Source organism: Robiginitalea marina, assembly GCF_024006985.1.
In the GTDB taxonomy this organism is placed as follows: domain Bacteria; phylum Bacteroidota; class Bacteroidia; order Flavobacteriales; family Flavobacteriaceae; genus Robiginitalea; species Robiginitalea marina.
Map to the genome: position 1 here is coordinate 140,262 of NZ_JAMXIB010000007.1, position 17,302 is coordinate 157,563.

The 17,302-nt window shown below is 54.6% G+C and carries 15 protein-coding genes; 4 read left to right on the top strand and 11 right to left on the bottom strand.

Going from position 1 to position 17,302, the window contains the following annotated elements:
- Window positions 1–68: 68 nt before the first annotated feature.
- Together NG653_RS10400 and NG653_RS10405 are read right to left on the bottom strand one after the other, a co-directional pair.
- Window positions 69–1,526: an SDR family oxidoreductase gene (locus NG653_RS10400; RefSeq protein WP_252741638.1), complete on the bottom strand. Its 1,458-nt coding sequence runs from the start codon at window positions 1,524–1,526 to the stop codon at window positions 69–71.
- A gap of 13 nt (window positions 1,527–1,539) precedes the next feature.
- Complete coding sequence (locus tag NG653_RS10405) at window positions 1,540–1,965, bottom strand: hypothetical protein (protein WP_252741639.1); 426 nt, start codon at window positions 1,963–1,965, stop codon at window positions 1,540–1,542.
- 175 nt (window positions 1,966–2,140) lie between these two features.
- Between NG653_RS10405 and argS the strand changes: the two genes are divergently transcribed.
- Window positions 2,141–3,925: an arginine--tRNA ligase gene (argS, locus tag NG653_RS10410; protein WP_252741640.1), complete on the top strand. Its 1,785-nt coding sequence runs from the start codon at window positions 2,141–2,143 to the stop codon at window positions 3,923–3,925.
- A 20-nt stretch (window positions 3,926–3,945) separates the two neighbouring features.
- Here the strand turns inward: argS and NG653_RS10415 are convergent, their stop codons facing one another.
- Together NG653_RS10415 and NG653_RS10420 are read right to left on the bottom strand one after the other, a co-directional pair.
- Complete coding sequence (locus NG653_RS10415; protein ID WP_252741641.1) at window positions 3,946–4,707, bottom strand: DUF6090 family protein; 762 nt, start codon at window positions 4,705–4,707, stop codon at window positions 3,946–3,948.
- 189 nt (window positions 4,708–4,896) lie between these two features.
- Complete coding sequence (locus NG653_RS10420) at window positions 4,897–5,622, bottom strand: bacteriorhodopsin-like (protein WP_252741642.1); 726 nt, start codon at window positions 5,620–5,622, stop codon at window positions 4,897–4,899.
- An 87-nt stretch (window positions 5,623–5,709) separates the two neighbouring features.
- On the opposite strand from NG653_RS10420, the gene NG653_RS10425 reads away from it, so the two are divergent.
- Window positions 5,710–6,612 carry a Brp/Blh family beta-carotene 15,15'-dioxygenase gene (locus NG653_RS10425; protein ID WP_252741643.1) on the top strand — a complete coding sequence of 301 codons (903 nt, stop codon included), beginning with the start codon at window positions 5,710–5,712 and terminating at the stop codon, window positions 6,610–6,612.
- Here the strand turns inward: NG653_RS10425 and NG653_RS10430 are convergent.
- The 6 genes from NG653_RS10430 to NG653_RS10455 form a co-directional block, all read right to left on the bottom strand.
- Window positions 6,609–9,173 (bottom strand): TonB-dependent receptor, encoded by a 2,565-nt coding sequence (locus NG653_RS10430; protein WP_252741644.1) that lies wholly within the window; start codon window positions 9,171–9,173, stop codon window positions 6,609–6,611. The genes NG653_RS10425 and NG653_RS10430 overlap by 4 nt on opposite strands.
- Entirely contained in the window at window positions 9,154–10,065 is a 912-nt protein-coding gene (locus tag NG653_RS10435; protein ID WP_252741645.1) for a FecR family protein, read from the bottom strand. The genes NG653_RS10430 and NG653_RS10435 overlap by 20 nt, the downstream gene beginning before the upstream one ends.
- A gap of 78 nt (window positions 10,066–10,143) precedes the next feature.
- Window positions 10,144–11,811: a formate--tetrahydrofolate ligase gene (locus NG653_RS10440; RefSeq protein WP_252741646.1), complete on the bottom strand. Its 1,668-nt coding sequence runs from the start codon at window positions 11,809–11,811 to the stop codon at window positions 10,144–10,146.
- A gap of 147 nt (window positions 11,812–11,958) precedes the next feature.
- Window positions 11,959–12,471 (bottom strand): hypothetical protein, encoded by a 513-nt coding sequence (locus NG653_RS10445; protein ID WP_252741647.1) that lies wholly within the window; start codon window positions 12,469–12,471, stop codon window positions 11,959–11,961.
- 188 nt (window positions 12,472–12,659) lie between these two features.
- Window positions 12,660–13,235 carry a TlpA family protein disulfide reductase gene (locus NG653_RS10450; protein WP_252741648.1) on the bottom strand — a complete coding sequence of 192 codons (576 nt, stop codon included), beginning with the start codon at window positions 13,233–13,235 and terminating at the stop codon, window positions 12,660–12,662.
- A gap of 155 nt (window positions 13,236–13,390) precedes the next feature.
- Window positions 13,391–13,888 (bottom strand): RNA polymerase sigma factor, encoded by a 498-nt coding sequence (locus NG653_RS10455; RefSeq protein WP_252741649.1) that lies wholly within the window; start codon window positions 13,886–13,888, stop codon window positions 13,391–13,393.
- Between the two features lie 124 nt (window positions 13,889–14,012).
- Between NG653_RS10455 and NG653_RS10460 the strand changes: the two genes are divergently transcribed.
- Window positions 14,013–15,776 (top strand): hypothetical protein, encoded by a 1,764-nt coding sequence (locus NG653_RS10460; RefSeq protein WP_252741650.1) that lies wholly within the window; start codon window positions 14,013–14,015, stop codon window positions 15,774–15,776.
- Between the two features lie 43 nt (window positions 15,777–15,819).
- Window positions 15,820–16,296, top strand: a complete 477-nt coding sequence (locus tag NG653_RS10465) for a hypothetical protein (RefSeq protein WP_252741651.1) — start codon at window positions 15,820–15,822, stop codon at window positions 16,294–16,296.
- A 200-nt stretch (window positions 16,297–16,496) separates the two neighbouring features.
- Here the strand turns inward: NG653_RS10465 and NG653_RS10470 are convergent, their stop codons facing one another.
- Window positions 16,497–17,243 carry an NIPSNAP family protein gene (locus tag NG653_RS10470; protein WP_252741652.1) on the bottom strand — a complete coding sequence of 249 codons (747 nt, stop codon included), beginning with the start codon at window positions 17,241–17,243 and terminating at the stop codon, window positions 16,497–16,499.
- Window positions 17,244–17,302: the final 59 nt, after the last annotated feature.

Here is a 17,302-nt window from a genome sequence, read left to right on the forward strand (position 1 = left end):
AATTATAACAATTCAAAAATGCCCGTTGCGGATCCCCGTATAATTTTATTGGGGGATAAGGGGAGGTGCTACCCGACATTCGCAATCCTGCGGATCATCCCTTCAAAGATGAAATAGTGGAACGGTAGTACACTATACCAGTACAGCCTTCCTGCAAGGCCCCTGGGGCGGAAGGTCGCCTGCTGGTGGAGTATGTTGTCGTGGTCGAGGCGGAATTCGAGCCAGGCTTCCCCGGGCAGGCGCATTTCGGCAAACAGCAACAGGCGTCCTTTTTTCCGGTCGGCCAGCAGGACCCTCCAGAAATCGAGGGAATCCCCCGTATAGATCTTGTCGGGGTGGGTCCGGCCCCGCCTGAGGCCCACGCCCCCGGCCAGTTTATCCATCACCCCCCTGATCCGCCAAAGCCAGTTCCCGTAATACCAACCCTTTTCCCCCCCGATGCTCCAGATCCGGTCGAGCACGGCTTCCCGGTCGGTGACCCGTACCTGTTTCCGGTCGGTCAGTACCCCGTATTTGGGCACCTGGATGTGCCGCTCCAGGCTCTCGTCAAAGCGGCCACTGACCATACTGTCCTTCCAGCTGCTCACCACCAGGTTTTGTTCGATTTTCTTGAAAGCCATGTCGATGGCCTCCTCATAAGTGTGTGTATGGATGCCCAGCAGCTGCTGCAGGCGGTTGTCACGGGCCACAACCTCCATTTTCATGCTGTCTACCAGGTTAATGGCCAGTTTATATGAGGTTGAGGTCACGAAGTACAGCCAGTAAGAAGACAGTTTCGGGGTCATTACCGGGACCGTGAAGATCCAGTTGCGGAAGCCCCTCACCTTTGCGTACCCCTTCAGCATGTCCTTGTAGGTGAGTACGTCGGGCCCGCCAATATCGAAGGACTGGTTAAAGGTGTCTTCCCTTCCCAGTACCCCGGTCAGGAACTGGATCACATCCCTCACGGCAATGGGCTGGGTTTTGGTGAGCACCCATTTCGGGGTGATCATCACGGGCAGTTTTTCGCACAGGTCCCTGATGATTTCAAAGGACGAACTCCCTGACCCTACGATAATCCCGGCCCTCAGGACGGTCAGGGCAAAGGGCCCCTGGTAGAGGATATCCTCCACGTTTTTTCGGGAACTCAGGTGCCTTGACAATTCCTCATCATTCACGATCCCGCTCAGGTAGATGACCTGCCGGGGCCGGGCCTGTTCCATGTATGCATTGAAGTGGTGGGCTGCCCGGGCCTCCCTGACGTCAAAATCGGTGGTGGAGGAACTCATGGAATGGATCAGGAAGTAGGCAACGTCAAAATCGCCCATGAATACCCCTGGTCGGGGTTCTTCCAGGAAATCGACCTCCACCACTTCAATCTGTTTCCGGGTTTCCGGGTCTATGGACAGCCGTTTTTCATCGCGGACGGCACAAACCAGGTGGTGTCCCTCCTGCAGGAGTTGGGGCAACAGGCGCATTCCGATATAGCCATTGGCCCCGGTAAGCAGGATTTTGAGGGGTTTGCCTTGTGGCTTTTGGGTGTTCATCAGTCTTTTGGGATCAGGAACTGGCCGGGTGGTCGGGCGTTTGGTCTGCCCTGTGGCCCAGTAGTTTTGTGAAGAATTTCTGGATGGCTTTGGTGTCGGACCGTACTTTTACGAAATGGTGGTCCATATAAACGGTGTAAGTGGCCAGGTCGCCTTTGTAAAGGGTAAGCTTGTAATAGGGGATCACCAACGCATAGGTTTCGAGCAGCGAACGGAACCTGAGGACGATGCCGCCGGGTCGCAATTCAATATTGCAGGCGTCGAGGTTGTTGTCGAGCAACAGCAGGTTGCGGATCTCCAGGCTGGCCCCGGTGATAAAGAGTTTGGGGGAACCAATCCCCTTCATCGCCCAGCGCTCCTTCAAGGTAAAGGGCTTGCCCACCAGGTGGTCTATTTTCCGGGTCACCTCGGGGTTGTTGTAGGATACGTTAACCAGCATGGCCCGGCAGTTGGGTTGAAACAAAAAACCGGCACGGGAAACCGCGCCCAGGCAGGTGGAGGAGCATAGCTTTTCTTGTAAAGGTAGCTATTTCGCCCCAAACCCTGAAACCCCTGCCGCCCTGGGCGGAATACGCCTTAATTTTAGTATTTTTGCCCCTTCAAACCCCAACACTATGCAACTCGAAACCCTCATCAGCGAAAAGGTAATCGAGGCGGTAACCCACCTGTACGGCCAGACCCTGGAAGCAGTGGAACTCCAGCCCACCCGCAAGGAGTTTGAGGGCGATATTACGGTGGTGGTGTATCCTATGCTCAAATGGCTCCGGGGAAATCCGGAAGCCATCGGCAATGCCATTGGGGCGCACCTGGTGCGGGAGGTAGAAGAAATTGCCGGCTACAATACCATCAAGGGCTTTTTGAACCTCGAGGTGAGCGATGCGCACTACCTGGCCTTTTTCAACAAGGCCCGCAGCGACGCGCGATACGGGTTGAAACCCCCGGATTCAGCCGGGGCCATCATGGTCGAATACTCGTCCCCCAACACCAACAAGCCCCTCCACCTGGGGCATATCAGGAATATCCTCCTCGGGGATTCCGTTTCCGAAATCCTGAAGGCAGCCGGCCACAAGGTATACCGGACCCAGATCATCAACGACCGGGGAATCCATATCTGCAAGAGCATGCTGGCCTGGCAGCGCTATGGCAAAGGGGAAACCCCTGAGAGCAGCGGGTTGAAGGGCGATAAGCTGGTCGGGAATTATTATGTGGCCTTTGACCGGGCCTACAAAGACGAAGTACTGGACCTGGTGTCAAAGGGGATGTCCGAGGACCAGGCCGCGAAAGAAGCCCCCAGCCTGAAGGAAGCCCAGGAACTTTTGAGGCGGTGGGAGGCCGGGGATGCCGAAGTGGTGGCCCTGTGGGAGATGATGAATGGCTGGGTATACGAGGGTTTTGAACGTACTTACCGAAGTCTTGGGGTGGCCTTTGACCGGCTGTATTATGAAAGCGATACTTACCTGCTTGGGAAGGACGTGGTGGCCGAGGGCCTGGAGAAGGGGGTGTTTTACCGGAAGGACGATGGCAGCGTGTGGATTGACCTGACCGATGAGGGCCTGGATGAAAAGATTGTGCTGCGGGCCGACGGGACGGCGGTATACATGACCCAGGATATCGGGACGGCCATACAGCGGGTCTCGGATTACCCGGATATTACCGGGATGGTCTACACGGTAGGCAACGAGCAGGACTACCATTTTAAGGTCCTTTTCCTGATCCTGAAAAAACTCGGTTATGCCTGGGCAGGGAACCTGTACCACCTCAGTTACGGGATGGTGGACCTCCCGAGCGGCAAGATGAAGAGCCGGGAAGGCACCGTGGTGGATGCCGATGACCTGATCGCCGAAATGGACCAGACCGCAAAGGAACTTTCCATGGAACTCGGGAAGCTGGACGGCTTTACCGAAGCCGAAAAAAAATCGCTCTTCCACACCATAGGGATGGGGGCCCTGAAGTACTACATCCTGAAAGTGGACCCCCGCAAGCGGATGCTGTTCAACCCGGAAGAGTCGGTGGATTTCCAGGGGAATACCGGGCCCTTTATCCAGTATACCTATGCCCGCATCCAGTCGATCCTCCGCAAGGCCGACTTCGATTTTTCGCGGGACCTCTCCCCAGGGCAGCCCGGCCCCTTCCACCCCAAGGAAAAACAGCTCCTAAAGGACCTGGAGCAGTTCCCCGCGGTGGTGGGACAGGCCGCGGAGCAGTACAGCCCGGCCCTGGTGGCCAATTATGTCTATGACCTGGTCAAGGACTTCAATTCTTTCTATCAGCAGGTAAGTATCCTCGGTGAACCCGACCTGATGCGCCGGACGTTTCGGGTGCAGCTCACCCAAAAGGTAGGGGAGGTGGTGAAAACCGGGGCAGCCCTGCTGGGCATAGGGGTCCCGGAGCGGATGTAGTAAACCGCGGTGAGGGATTGTTAATCCAGTCCGGCTTCGATCAGTCCCAAGATGGTGGTAATCTCCCTCCTGAGGGGGGCGTAATGGACCGTTTCCATGTTTTTTGCATCCAGCATAAAAAGCAGGAAATTGTTTTCAAATTCCCGGGATTTAAGCAGGTCGAGGTTGCTGTACAGCGGATCGTCCGGGTTCAGGCGCAACTCCGGGTCGACCTGGCTATACACCGCAATGGTCCTTATGCTGCCTTCCGGTCCGCGCAGCAGGTCCGTGGTGTGTTGCCGCTGGAGGCGGAGATTTTCTTCCTGCCGGCGAACGCTCTCCAGAAAGGATTCCCAGGAGGTCAGGTGTCGCCGGAGCATTGGGTGGGTCAGGGTTTCCAGGCGCCCTGAATTGATGAGTTCCTTGAGGAGGGAATTGTTCGGGTTGTAGACGATTTCGTAAGTGAGGGCCCTAATGAGCATTTTGGAGAGGACCGCCTCCTCCCCAATGGAGGCCCCGGGAATCCGCTGCAGCAGGTCTTCAGCCGTTTGGTAGGATTTCCGGTTAACCGCCATGAGGGTATCGAGCTTGCTCAGGCTTGCCTGAAACTCCTCTTTCAGCCCGGAGAGGTAAAACTGTTCCCGCTTCACTTCCTGACGCTCCTGGTTCCAGTTGTCGATCCATAGGGCGGCCAGGATCCCCATGACGATGAGCAGGACTTCCCCCAGGGCATAAAGGCCGTAACGGCCAAAGGATTGATTCTGCAGGAGGTTCCTGCGCAGTCGGCGCATCAGGGTGAACATTTCCTTCCTTTTTTGTGCATTTCCAGGGTTTTTAACCGCACCCGTTTAGCACTGGGTACCCGTAAAAGTACCTTTTTTCAGGGGTATTGCAAAAAGCAGGTCTCCGGGTGGCCGGGCCATTGAAAAAGAAAAGGCCCCCCCATCCGGGGAGGCCCTTCCTCAACCATCAAAAAAATTAGGGTAACCTTTTTAATCGTTGGACGCCTGTACGGCTAGGTTGTAGATCACCAGCCCGAAGCCGATCTTGTTCACGGCATCTCCAATGTTGTAGATCACATCCATGTTGAGGCCTGTAAACCATCCTTCATACCATCCAGGGGTACCCGCCATGTAGCCGATGGGGTAGATGGCCCAGCCCACCAGTACGAACCAGCAAAGCGTTTTGTGGGCTTTCAGCACTGCTCCCCCGGCCGTTTGGGCGAGTTTCTTCGCCTCCCCGAACCAGATGATGTACACGATGGCGAAATAGGCCAGCCCGGAGATCAGCCCCCAAAGCCAGGCCTGGTCGCGTTGTACGGCTTCCCCGAAATACCCGGTGACCAACATGATCACTGAAAGAAGGATCAGGTTCCACATCAGGGATTTTTTCGCCCCGGCCACGCGCAGGATCAGGAAGAACTCGACGCACATCAGGGGTACGGTCAGCACCCAGTCCACATAACGGAAGAAGGTCGGGGACTCCATGTTGGCCGCCCAGTAATCGCGCATGTACCAGTAGTGTACCGCTGCGATAAAGGTGATCAGCCCGGAAACCAGGATGGAAACGCGCCACTTCTTGTCGAACTGGTTCATCGACAGGAAGAAGAAGGCAGCCGCTGCCATCATGGCCATGCACCCTACGAAGAAGGTGAAACCTACATAATCGTCAGTAGCCATGCGGGCCACCCACGAAAAATTTGTCATAAGACTTTCCATAATAATTAGTTTTTTTAGTTCTGTTTAAGTAAATTTAAAAATTATTAAACATAAATGTTTAAATAAAATCATAAAATTTTAAACAAAATGAACTCAAAAGGGTTGGAAATTCTGGATTTGAAAAATGCCATGCTGGTCTCCACGTTTTTTTTCCTTTGGCTGGCGGTGTATTTTTCAGATCGCGTGGAAGAAACCCTGGGCTTTTTGCTCATTTTCAGTTTCGGGATCCTGCATGGCTCCAATGACCTGGAACTGCTTAAGCGAAAGGCCTCCTTCGGCCGGGGTAGCCGTTCCCATATGGGCCTGTTGCTGGCCTATATCGGTTTTGTACTCGCTATGGCGTTGTTGTTTTCCTGGATCCCCCTGGCCACTTTAGCCCTTTTTGTCCTGATCAGTGCCTACCATTTTGGCGAACAGCACTGGGTCCGGCGTATTGGTATCAATGGTTTCCTTCAGAAGGGTATCTACCTGAGTTATGGCCTGCTGGTGCTTTCCCTGCTTTTCCAGGCGCATCCGCAGGAAGTGGTGGAAATCATCCGTCAGATCAGCGGAAGGGAAATCCCGGCCGGGTATTTTGGCTGGAGCAGCCTGTTTTTTTTACTGGTCTTCCTGGCTTCAGCCTTATGGAATTTCTATTGGACCCAGGCCTACCGATATCTGCTTTATGAGGTTTTCCTGCTCGGGGTATTCTTTGTGGTATTCCATACCGCCTCGCTGCTATGGGCCTTCGCCATTTATTTCGTGGTCTGGCACTCCATTCCTTCCCTGGCGGACCAGATCCGGATCCTATACGGGCAATTCTCCCTCCACAACGGAAAGAAATACCTGAAGGCTTCGCTGGTATACTGGCTGGGTGCCCTGGCCACCCTGGGCCTGGCCTTCCTGTATTTCAGCAATGGGGATTACGGGCTGCTACCGCTGTTTTTTTCCTTCCTCGCCGCGATTACCTTTCCGCATGTCCTGGTTATCGCCCGGCTCTATAAGGGCTAAAAGGCCAGTCGGAAGCTAGCGTTGGGCGTGAGGCCCAGGGAGCGGCTCTCCACTTTTTCCACTTCTTCGAGTTCGTTCAGGCGGTAATAGGTATTCAACAGGTTACTGCGGCCGGTGAGGTTCAGCACCGAAGCCCCCAGGGTGGCCCTGACCGTTTCGGACAGGCGGAAACCGTAGGTCACTGAGGCATCTGCCCTCAGGTAGTCGGGCAGGCGGCTGCTATTGGGGGGGAGGAAATTTATACGGCTGGGGAAAACGGAGGTGTCCACATCGTCCGGGGCGGGCCGTGGGGCCGTAAAAGGCCTGCCAGTTCGGTAATTCAGGCCAACGCCCACCTTGAGCCGGTCACGCGTGTAATTGACCCCCACGGTAAGGGTATGGCGGATATCCAGGTTGTTTGGGAAGGTTGGGGGCTGCAGGGCCTCAAAAGTATATTCATTGTCGTTGAAGGCGTAACTCAGCCAGGTACTCCAGTCCGGGGTTTTATAGTTTATCAGGGCTTCCAACCCATAAATCCGGTAACTTCCCAGTTCCCCGGCGAACTGGTCCTGGTTCTGGAACCCCTGGGTATCGGTGCTGATCCCTTCCACATCCTTTGAAAATCCTTCCAGGCTGGCCAGCCAGTGACCCCGGTCATAATACAGGCCCAGGGATGCCTGGCGGCTGGTGGCCACTGGAAGCGACTCCCCGTCGGACAAAATCCAGCGCCTTTTTTCAATCCCGAGGAAGTTTTGTTCCAGGTCGACGATCTGGTGGGTTGCCTGGTTTTTGAATTCCCCCAGGGCCACCAGGGTCAGGTGTTCCGTAAGCCCGTACTGCACGCTAAGGCGCGGTTCCACAATAAAATCGCTGAAATCTTCCGGGTTCCGGAGGTAGTTGCCCCGAACCCCGCCCGTTGCGGTCAGCCGTCTGCCGGGGCCCCGGTAGGTCCATTCCGAAAACAGGGCGTGGGTGTACAGCAGGTTCTTTATCCGGCTTCGGAAGGGCGGCTGGTTTACCTCTGTGGTATTGGTCACCCCGGTTTCCAGGAACTGGTAACCCGCCTGCCAGGTGAGCAGGTCACTGAACCGGTAGGCAAGGTGTGCCTTCAGGGCATTTTCGCTAACCTGGTTTAGCTGGAAGAGTTCCTGCCCGCTGCTCCCCGTGCGGATCCTGGAATCCAGGTCGTACCGGGTATGGTAGGTGACCAGCTCCGTCGACATGGCCTCATTCCATTGGCTTTTCAGCCTGGCCCCCAGTGCGAGGTTGGTTTGGTCGAGCAGGCTTCGGTTCTGGCTGTCGTCCGCAGCCAGGGTTTCTTCATAGGTAAGGTCGTTGTCTATGTAGAGGAAATTCAGGCGGACTTGATGGCGGTCGCTGAGGTCATAGAGGAGTTTTCCGCTGAAATCGTAAAAATAAAAGGTTTCGTCCCGTTGAGAAATCCGTTCAGAGGGGTTGTCGGTGGCCAGGGAGATCTGTGTGTCCTGGAAGGCGCGGTCGGAAAACTGGGTGTAGGTGGGGGTGTTCAATACGTCGGTAACCGACCTTCGCGCCGAGAACTGGAAGGCCATCCGGTCCGACAGGGGCAGGTGGGCATAGGCGTCCCCGCTGATCAGGTTGAATCCCCCGCCCCCAAAATAGGTGCGTTCCACCTGGTCATGGGTATGCATGCTGATGATCCCGCTCAGGCCATCGCCATACTGGGCGGGGGAGCCATTTTTAATCAGGTCGACTCGATCGGTCAGGTAGGGGTTGAAGGCGGAGATCAGGCCGAAGAAGTGCCCTGACTGGTACATTTTCACCCCGTCCCAAAGTAGGAGGTTCTGGTCGTTGGTCCCCCCGCGGATGTTGATGTCCGATACGGTTTCATCGATGCTTTTGATCCCGGGGAGGGCCTGGATAATCTGCAGCACGTCGGGTTCGGTCAGCCCGGGCAGCAGGCCGAATTCCCCGGGGGCCATACTGATATTGCCATCGGGTTCCCTGGCGATCCCCGTGGTGAGGAACTTGTATACCACCACCTCCTGGAGTTCCTGGTAATCCACGCTCAGGGATACTTCGGCGCAGGGTTCCTTTCGGGCCAATTCCGCGGCCTTCACATATTGCGGACGAAACCCCAGGTACTGTATTTTGAGGGTGGCTTCCCTGGGCACCGCATCGAGTGCGAAGTGCCCCGCTGCATCACTAATCGTGGCCAGGGACTGCCCGGGCACCTCGATGGAGGCCCCTTCCAGCGGATTTTTGAGGTTGTCGAAGACGCGGCCGCATAGTTGGAGGAAGGCGTCAGCGGAGATACTGAAATAGCGCTCGCTGAGCCTTTCAACTTTCAGGCCGGTTTGCCGGCGGATCCCCTCGAGCAACTCCTCAAGGGAACCTTGGGGGTCAAGCCGAACGGAAACAGCCTCAATGTCCTGGTCTGCGTAGGAAAATTTGATTTCGTAGCGCGCTTCCAACCGAGAAAGCAGGGCGGATAATTCCATGGACTCCGGCCCCTGCCCCCCAACCTGCGCCATTACCCCGCCCTGGAGGCCGAGCCAAAGGAGCAGGAATGCCAGTAAGGTTCTACGGGGTGTCCTGGGCATAGAGAAGCACTTTGTCCCCTTCCCGGGTATACCCGAGTTGTAGGGGCGCACTTATACTCTTTAACGCCAAATCCAAATTTGTGTTGCTGAAAGTGCCGGTAAACAATACGCCCGTGTCCACCCCCCGGGTTTCCACCCTTATACTGTGCTGACGCTCAAGCTCTTCAAGGATAAAGGACAGCGGGAGGCTGCGAAAGGAACTTTCGTCCTCCATCCAGGAAGGTCGTGCACCTGCCGCAACCTCAAAGGTTTTGAAAGACCCCCCGGCCACCTGGTATCCCTGGCCTGCGGCGAGTTCCAGGGAGGTGCCCTGGTGATCGACGCGTACCCGGCCTTCGAAACAGGTGACGGAGAAGATATCGCCCCGCTGGAGCACATTGAACTGGGTACCCAGGACGGTAACCTTCCCGGCATCAGTTTCCACGGTAAAGGTTTGTCCTTTGGCTACTTTGAAAAAAGCCTCTCCCTTCAGGCTCACAAGGCGGCGGTTTTCCCATGATTTATCGCGGTAAGAGACCTCCGAACCAGCGTTCAGGATTACTTCGGAGGCATCCGGCAGCACTACCTCGGATCGCTGGGCCAATCCGGCCTGTATGGAAGTCTCGAGGGAATTGACGTAGAAATAACCAATCCCCAGGAGGACCACAACGGCGGCGGCAACCTTCCAGAGCTGGCGGTAGGCCTTCAGGGCCACAACTTTTCCTACGGAGGGCCTTCGCCCTTCTTTTGCTTGTTCAAGGGCCTGTTCCACATCGAATTCGGGCCCCTGAAGGCGGGTCGAAACCTCGGCGATTTTGCGGTAGGTTTTGTATTCCGGGGATTCCCGGAAAACCTTCAGCTCCTCATCCGAAAGGTCACCATTCAGCCATTTTGCCAGGTAATTTTCTTTCATTGGGGTTACCTTTATTTACTTATAAACAACCGGGCAGTAAAAAACCCTACCCCGTTCCCAAATATTTCTCATTAGGGGTCAGAAAAGGCCGGAAATCGTTCCCTCCCGGTCGATCGAAATCCGCTCCGAGGCCGGGCTGGACGGCAGGCCGGGCATCCTGAGGATGTTCCCTGCGATAGGGATTATGAACCCGGCCCCCGTGGCGATTTCAAGCTCCCGTATATGGATGTCGAAATTTTCGGGCCTGCCCAGTTTCTTTTCGTCATCGCTGAGGCTTTTTTGCGTTTTAGCCATGCAAACGGGAAGGTTCCCGTAACCCAGATCTTCAAACCTCCTGAGTTGGCGGCTGGCCACGTTGGAAAGGATGACGTTTTCTGCCCCGTATATGGTGCGGCAGATCTTTTCCATTTTTTGGCGCGGCGAATCTTCCAGGGCGTAGGTAGGGGTAAAGGTCGCAGTACACCCCTCGGCAGCTTCTGCCACCTTCCGGGCCAGTGCCTCGCAGCCCTTTCCGCCTTCCGCCCACCCATTGCTGATGGCCACGGGGACCCCGAGGGCTTCGCAATGCTCGATCAACAGGCGTTTTTCCGCCTCGGTATCCCTGTCGAAATTGTTGATGGCCACCACCACGGGCAGGCCAAAACTTTTGAGGCTGGAAAGGTGGCGCTCCAGGTTGGGCAGGCCGGCTTTCAGGGCTGCCGTATCTTCCAGGGTGAGTTCGTTCAGCGGCTTTCCACCGTGGTATTTCAGGGCCCTGATGGTGGCGACCAGTACGATGGCGCTGGGGGACAGCCCTGCTGCCCGGCATTTGATGTTTAAAAACTTTTCTGCCCCCAGGTCGGCCCCGAAGCCGGCCTCAGTAACCACATAATCGGCAAGGCTGAGCCCCATTTTAGTCCCCAGCACGGTATTGGTACCCTGGGCGATATTGGCAAAAGGACCCCCGTGGATGATGGCTGGATTCCCCTCCAGGGTCTGCACCAGGTTAGGTTTTATGGCGTCTTTCAGCAGCACCGCCATGGCACCTTCTGCCTTCAGGTCCCGCGCATAGACGGGTTTTCCTTCAAAGGTATCCCCGATGTAAATCTGCCCGCAGCGTTGCTGAAGGTCTTCAATATCCTGGCTCAGGCACAGGATGGCCATGATCTCGGAAGCGGCGGTGATATTGAACCCGGCTTCCCTGGGAACCCCGCCTGCCTTTCCCCCCAGGCCGCTGATGATGTTGCGAAGGGCCCGGTCGTTCATGTCCATACAGCGTTTCCATAGCACCGTACGGGGGTCAATACCGAGGTTCCCCTGTTTGGCCTGGATGTTATTGTCAATCAGGGCGGCCAACAGGTTGTTGGCTTTTTCCACCGCGCTGAAATCGCCGGTAAAATGCAGGTTGATATCCACCATGGGGATTACCTGGCTCCTCCCGCCCCCGGCAGCCCCTCCTTTGATCCCGAATACCGGCCCCAGGCTGGGTTCCCGGATGACGGTCATCGCTTTTTTCCCTATATGGTTGAGCCCGTCACCAAGGCCTATGGATACGGTGGTTTTTCCTTCCCCGGCAGGAGTAGGGGTAATGGCCGTCACCAGAACCAGTTTGCCCTGTGAAATCTTTTTGGGGTCTATCAGCGAAAGGGGAAGCTTGGCCTTGTTGGTTCCGTAATATTCCAGCAGGTCTTCCGGAATATTGAGTTTGGCGGCGATGTCTCGAATGGGTTTGGGGGGTACGCTCAGGGAGATTTCCAGGTCGGTCATGGATTCGGAATGTTTTACCGGGGAAGGTACTAAATTTCCCCAGAAAATGGGGGGAGGTTAGGGGTGTTTCCCCGGAGTCCGGCCCGAAGCGCTGGCCAGGAAAGGCTTCATGGGGGTTCTGGTCGGACCCCGGCAGGGGCGTCGGGGTCAGGCCAACTGCTGCAGGTGTTTCTCCATCTGATTCCTGTAGTGGGCATACATCAGGAAATACAGGGGCATCCCCAGGAAAAGGAAAACCATCGGGTTCCCCTCGGAATGGGAGCGGTCAAGGCACCTGTAAAAATGTGACTGGCTTAACAGGGAGAGGAAGATAAAGCCCAGCAATCCGGCAAAAATCCCCAGCAACAGGGAAGAGATCACCCAATTGGGTTCCAGGGTGTAGGAAGTGAGGATAAGCAGTACCAACACTCCATAGGCCCCAAAGGCATATTTGGAGTGTTTCCTGAAGCGAAGGTAGTGTTTCAGGGCTGTTTCGAAGGATCCCTGGCGGAGGTACCCCAGGCGCCTGAGGATTTGCTGGTCCAGACCCCTTTTTTCAAGGATGTCCCGTGCCCTGTCCCTTACCTGTTCTGAATAGCCCAGGATTTGGTACTTCCTGACCAGTTCCAGGAGCTGGGCGTTGTCCAGGGCATGTAAATTTGTATCCGCTGGCGGTTGCATGGGTTGGTTGGTTTTCCCTCGTTTATCGGTTTAACTCACTAAGGGGAAGGAGGGTTAGCACCTTCCGTAATTTTCAGGGATTGCTCCCAAATGCGGGGTTAAATTACCCAAAGGCAGGCGGGCGACAGGGAAAAACCTGATCAATGGCAGATTTTGACGACCTAACGCCCGGATCGGCAGCAATGGTGTCATTCATCGGACGCGGGCAGGGGAAGGCTTTCAAACACCTCCTTAAGGCCCTCGAAATGTGAGGGTTTAGGGGCATTATAGTTTCGGTAGCCCGTAGTGTTGTCGATGATCAGGAAATGCGGGAACCCGCCCCGGACAGTGGAATCCGCTGCGCGCAATTCCTGCCAAACCTTTGCTTCAAAATCGCGGTCCATCATGTAGTGCCACCCCGTGAGGTCCAGTTCCCGGATGGCGTTTTTCCAGAGTTGTTCCGCGTTGGGGTGCCGCGTCCGGTGGGAGAGGTACAGCAAATCCACCTTCCTGCCATTGAGGTATTCCTTTACTGCGGGTAGCTCGCGGATTTCCTTCAGGCAAAAAGGACAGGTACTGAACCAGAGGTCCACATACAGGATTTTCCCCCTCAGTTCGGGGGCGGAAAGGAGGGCATCCAGGTCCTCATACTCCCCTTGGAGGAAGCGAATGTCGGCATTACCGTCAAAGGAGGTATCCCTGAAGTATTTGAAGGCGAAGGCCAGGCTGCCTGCCAGGGCAATGACCGCAGCGAGGCGCAGGAGTTTTTTACGTTTGGGGGCCATGCTGTTATAAGAATAGTCAGGGTTAAAGGTATACAGGGCCGCAGGGTTCGAAAAAAAAAATCGATCAGCGGATTGCCGGGTTCGTTATTGGGACGCCCTGGCCCGCAGGATGCCAAAAGCAGGGACGGGAAAAGTATATCCGGGGCCGGGAAAGATCAGATGCCATCGATCTGTTCCCGGAGGGACTTCAGGGCCAGGTGCATCCGCTTTTCGATGGCCTTCACGCTCACCCCTTCCATTTCAGCAATCTCGCTGTATTTTTTCCCATCGATCCGGTTTAGCAGGAAGGTAGTGCGCTGGTTTTCGGGTAACCCGGCCAGGGCATGCTCCAGCTTGTCTTTAAACTCCCGTTCCTCCAGGAGGAATTCGGGGTCCTGGCGGGTGGTATTCCCGGTTTCGGGCCGATGCTTCAATCGCACTTTTTCAGCCTTTATAACATTCAGGTACAGGTTGTTGGCTACCGTATAGACAAAGGATTTGGCCTTTTCCGGGGTAACCCGGGCACAATTCTCCCAAAGCTTTACGAAGGCCTCCTGAACGGCGTCCCGCGCCTTTTCTTCATTCCCAAACTTATAATAGATGTAGTTGAATACCGTTTTGGAATGGGTGCGGAACAGCTGGCTGTAAATTTGGTCGTCGCAGACGTTGTCCATGCGCAAAGGGATGATGTGGGGCCGGTTAAGGAACCAAAGATATTTTAAAATTTTTTAGAAATCGGGTAGGGTAAAAACGAATCAGGTTGTTTTAGGGGTATACCGTGATAAAAACCAAATTGTTATGAAAAAGTTTATCAACCTTAGTTTCAGTTCCCTGCTCCTTGCGGGGGCGTTGTTTTTAGGCTCTTGCCAGGAGGAATTTGAAGACATCAATACCTCCGATGCGCAGGGCGAATCCATTCAGGCTACTTCAGCCACAGCCATAAAGATTGAGAAGACGGCTTCCAAAGACGGCTCCTTTGACAACATTGTGGATGGTGCCAGTTGTATTGCCCTTAATTTTCCCTATACCGTTGAGGTAAACGGGCTGGAAATCATCATCGATTCCAAAGAGGACCTGCGCCTTATAGAAGAAATCTTCGATGAGTTTGACGACGATGACGATGACCTTCAGATCCGTTTCCCGATTACCATCACCTTTTCTGACTATTCCGAAGTCACCATTAACAGCAACGAGGAATTGGCGGAACTGGCCCGGCAATGTGTGGAAGGAGGAGATGATGACGACATTGAGTGCATCGATTTCGTGTATCCGATCACCCTGTTCAGTTTCGACGTGAACCAGCAGCAAACCGGCCGGGTAACGGTAAACAGCGACCGGGAACTGCGGCTATTCTTTAAGGAACTGGACGATGATGATTTTGTGAGCATCGAATACCCGATTACCCTGAAACGCTTCGACGGAACGGAAATCCGCGTAAGCAGCAATGCCGAACTGGCCGCCGCCCTGGAAGCAGCTGAAGATGCCTGCGACGAGGATGACGATGATGACTATAACGACGATGATTTTGACGAGGACCGTTTGGAAAACCTGCTGACCGAGTGCCCGTGGGTGGTGCTTTCCGTGGAGCGGAATGCGATAGACCAGACAGCCCAGTATGAGGCCTACCTGATGACCTTTACCGAAGACGGAAAAGTGCGGGTGCGCGACCGGCAGGGCAACATCCTGATCGGCGATTGGGACCTGGATTCCGATGACGGCTACGTGGAACTGGACCTGCAGTTTGACACCCTGGTTGATTTCAGCCTGGAATGGAAAGTCTACGAGATTGAACAGGGCAAGATCAAGCTCTTCAGCGGGGACGGCAACCGGATCACCATGAAGCTCAACTGCGATGGTGGAACGGCTGACCCTGATACCCTTCGGGAAATCCTGGGGGAATGCAACTGGATCATCAAGAAGGTGAAAAACCAGGGCGAGGAGATCCAACGACTGCTCGGCTTTGAATTCGATTTCATGGCTGAAGGAGTGGTTACCCTAAGCGATGCCAGCAGCACCATACAGGGCAGCTGGGAGGTTGCCGTGGGCTCAGAGGGAGGGCTGGTACTGGCCATTACCATGGGTGACGAGCCCGGGGTGAGTTTCGAATGGCCCCTGCGCGATCTGGCACAAAACCGCCTGCGCTTTGAGGTGGAGGAGATTGGGTATGAACTCGTCCTGGAGCGCGTATGTACCTCAAATGAAACCGATGGGGATGTCGTGGAGATCATGAATACCCTGATGGCCGGCGACTGGGTGGTAGCCCAGTATTCCGATGACGGCAACGATGAAACTGCCGGTTACAATGGGTATGACTTTACCTTTGGGATGGAAAATGCACTCACTGTAAGCACCAATATGGACCCCGTCAAAAACGGTACCTGGAGGGTAATCCGCGATAGTGACGGGCACCTGGAGGTGTACCTGAACCTCGGCGATGAAGGGGATGTGTTTTCGGAGCTGACCGATGACTGGGATGTGGTTTCCATTACCGAAACCCGCCTGGAAATGAAGGACATAAGCGGAGACGGGACCCAGGACATCCTTGTATTTGAACGTAAATAAAACCTGCGAAACACTATTTAACTTTATAACACCTGCTTATACTATGAAAACCCTTTTGAAACCTTTTGTCCTGGCCCTGTTCGCAATGAGTGTCGCATCCTGTGATTCAGACGAAGATACCCCGAACAACCCGTCTGATATCAATGCCACGGAGCTGCAATCCATGGCCCAGGAAGGACAGTGGCGCATTACGTACTTCTTCGATACCGATAAGGAAGAGACCAGCGATTTTAACGGCTATGTCTTTACCTTTGGAGCCGATGGCGTCGTGTTGGCAAGCAACGGTACTACGGAAATTACCGGTACCTGGTCCGTTACTGATTCTGATGACGACCCTTTTGACGACAGCCCTGATGATTCGGACGATGTGGATTTTAACCTGTTTTTTTCTGCCCCTGCAGAATTTGCGGAACTCACCGACGATTGGGACATTATCGAGTACAGCGCAAACAGGATCAAATTGATCGATGTCAGCGGCGGGAATGGAGGGACGGATTACCTGACCTTCGAGAAGAATTAAGGAAACTTTTTTTTGCCCCCGAAAGAAAAGGGTGGCTTCCCGGGTGGAAGCCGCCTTTTTTGATTTAATCTGATTTAAAGGGAGGATATTGCGGGGAGGTTTTATTCCTTCTAACAGGGGGACAGCCCCCACCCCGTCGAACAAGATACCCGGGATCGCTGCAAAAAGGAATCAGTCCTGAATTTGGGTTTCACGCCGGATTATAATTGTGAATACCCCAAAGGCCTCAGGAACACCCGGGTAATATCGTTCATCGCATTGGCGTATTCCTGGAGTTGGGTGATCCGCTGCCACTCGGGATGTGGCCCGAACCTGGACCAGGCTTCTTTGTGTCCTGCTTCGTCCTTAAAGGCCAGCAGGTAGGTCAGGCAAGGCATCTGGTGCCCGGAAATGTTCTCCCCGAAAAACACCAGGGGCAGGCCCACTTCCTCGAAAATTTTAAACTCGCTGTCATTGAACATTTTTACCTTCCTCCTCAGGGCATCCTCATTATGGCTTTCATAGATCCGCAGTTCAAACAACCCGGAGTCCGCAGCGGGTTTTACCAGGTCCGGAAACCCCGAAACGGAACGGATAAAACTGCTTTCGTACCGGGTATAGGGAATCTTTGCCTCTGACGCTTCCATATAGGGTCTTGCGGCCGCCAGGTATTCGCTATCTTCCCTGAGGGCATCCGTTACGGTTCCATAAGCCTCCAGGCTGTCATAAGCCATAAGGAGGTAGAGCTTTTTGGGAAGGGCCTCTCCGGCCTCTTCAAAAACTCCCACATGGGCGACTCCATGCCGGTTAAGGCCCGGGATCAGGGCTTTCTCCAGATAGGTGTGCAATACTTCTGCCGGTTTAAAAAAATCGAGTTCATAAACCCGGAGTTCATAGATTTTGGATTGTCCGAAGGACGGGAAGGTCATCAACCCAAAAAAGAGGAATAAAAGAAACCTTGGAAACATAGGGTGCATTTTAGTGTTCTATCGGGCAAAATACGACTAAATAAACAGATGGGGCAGTT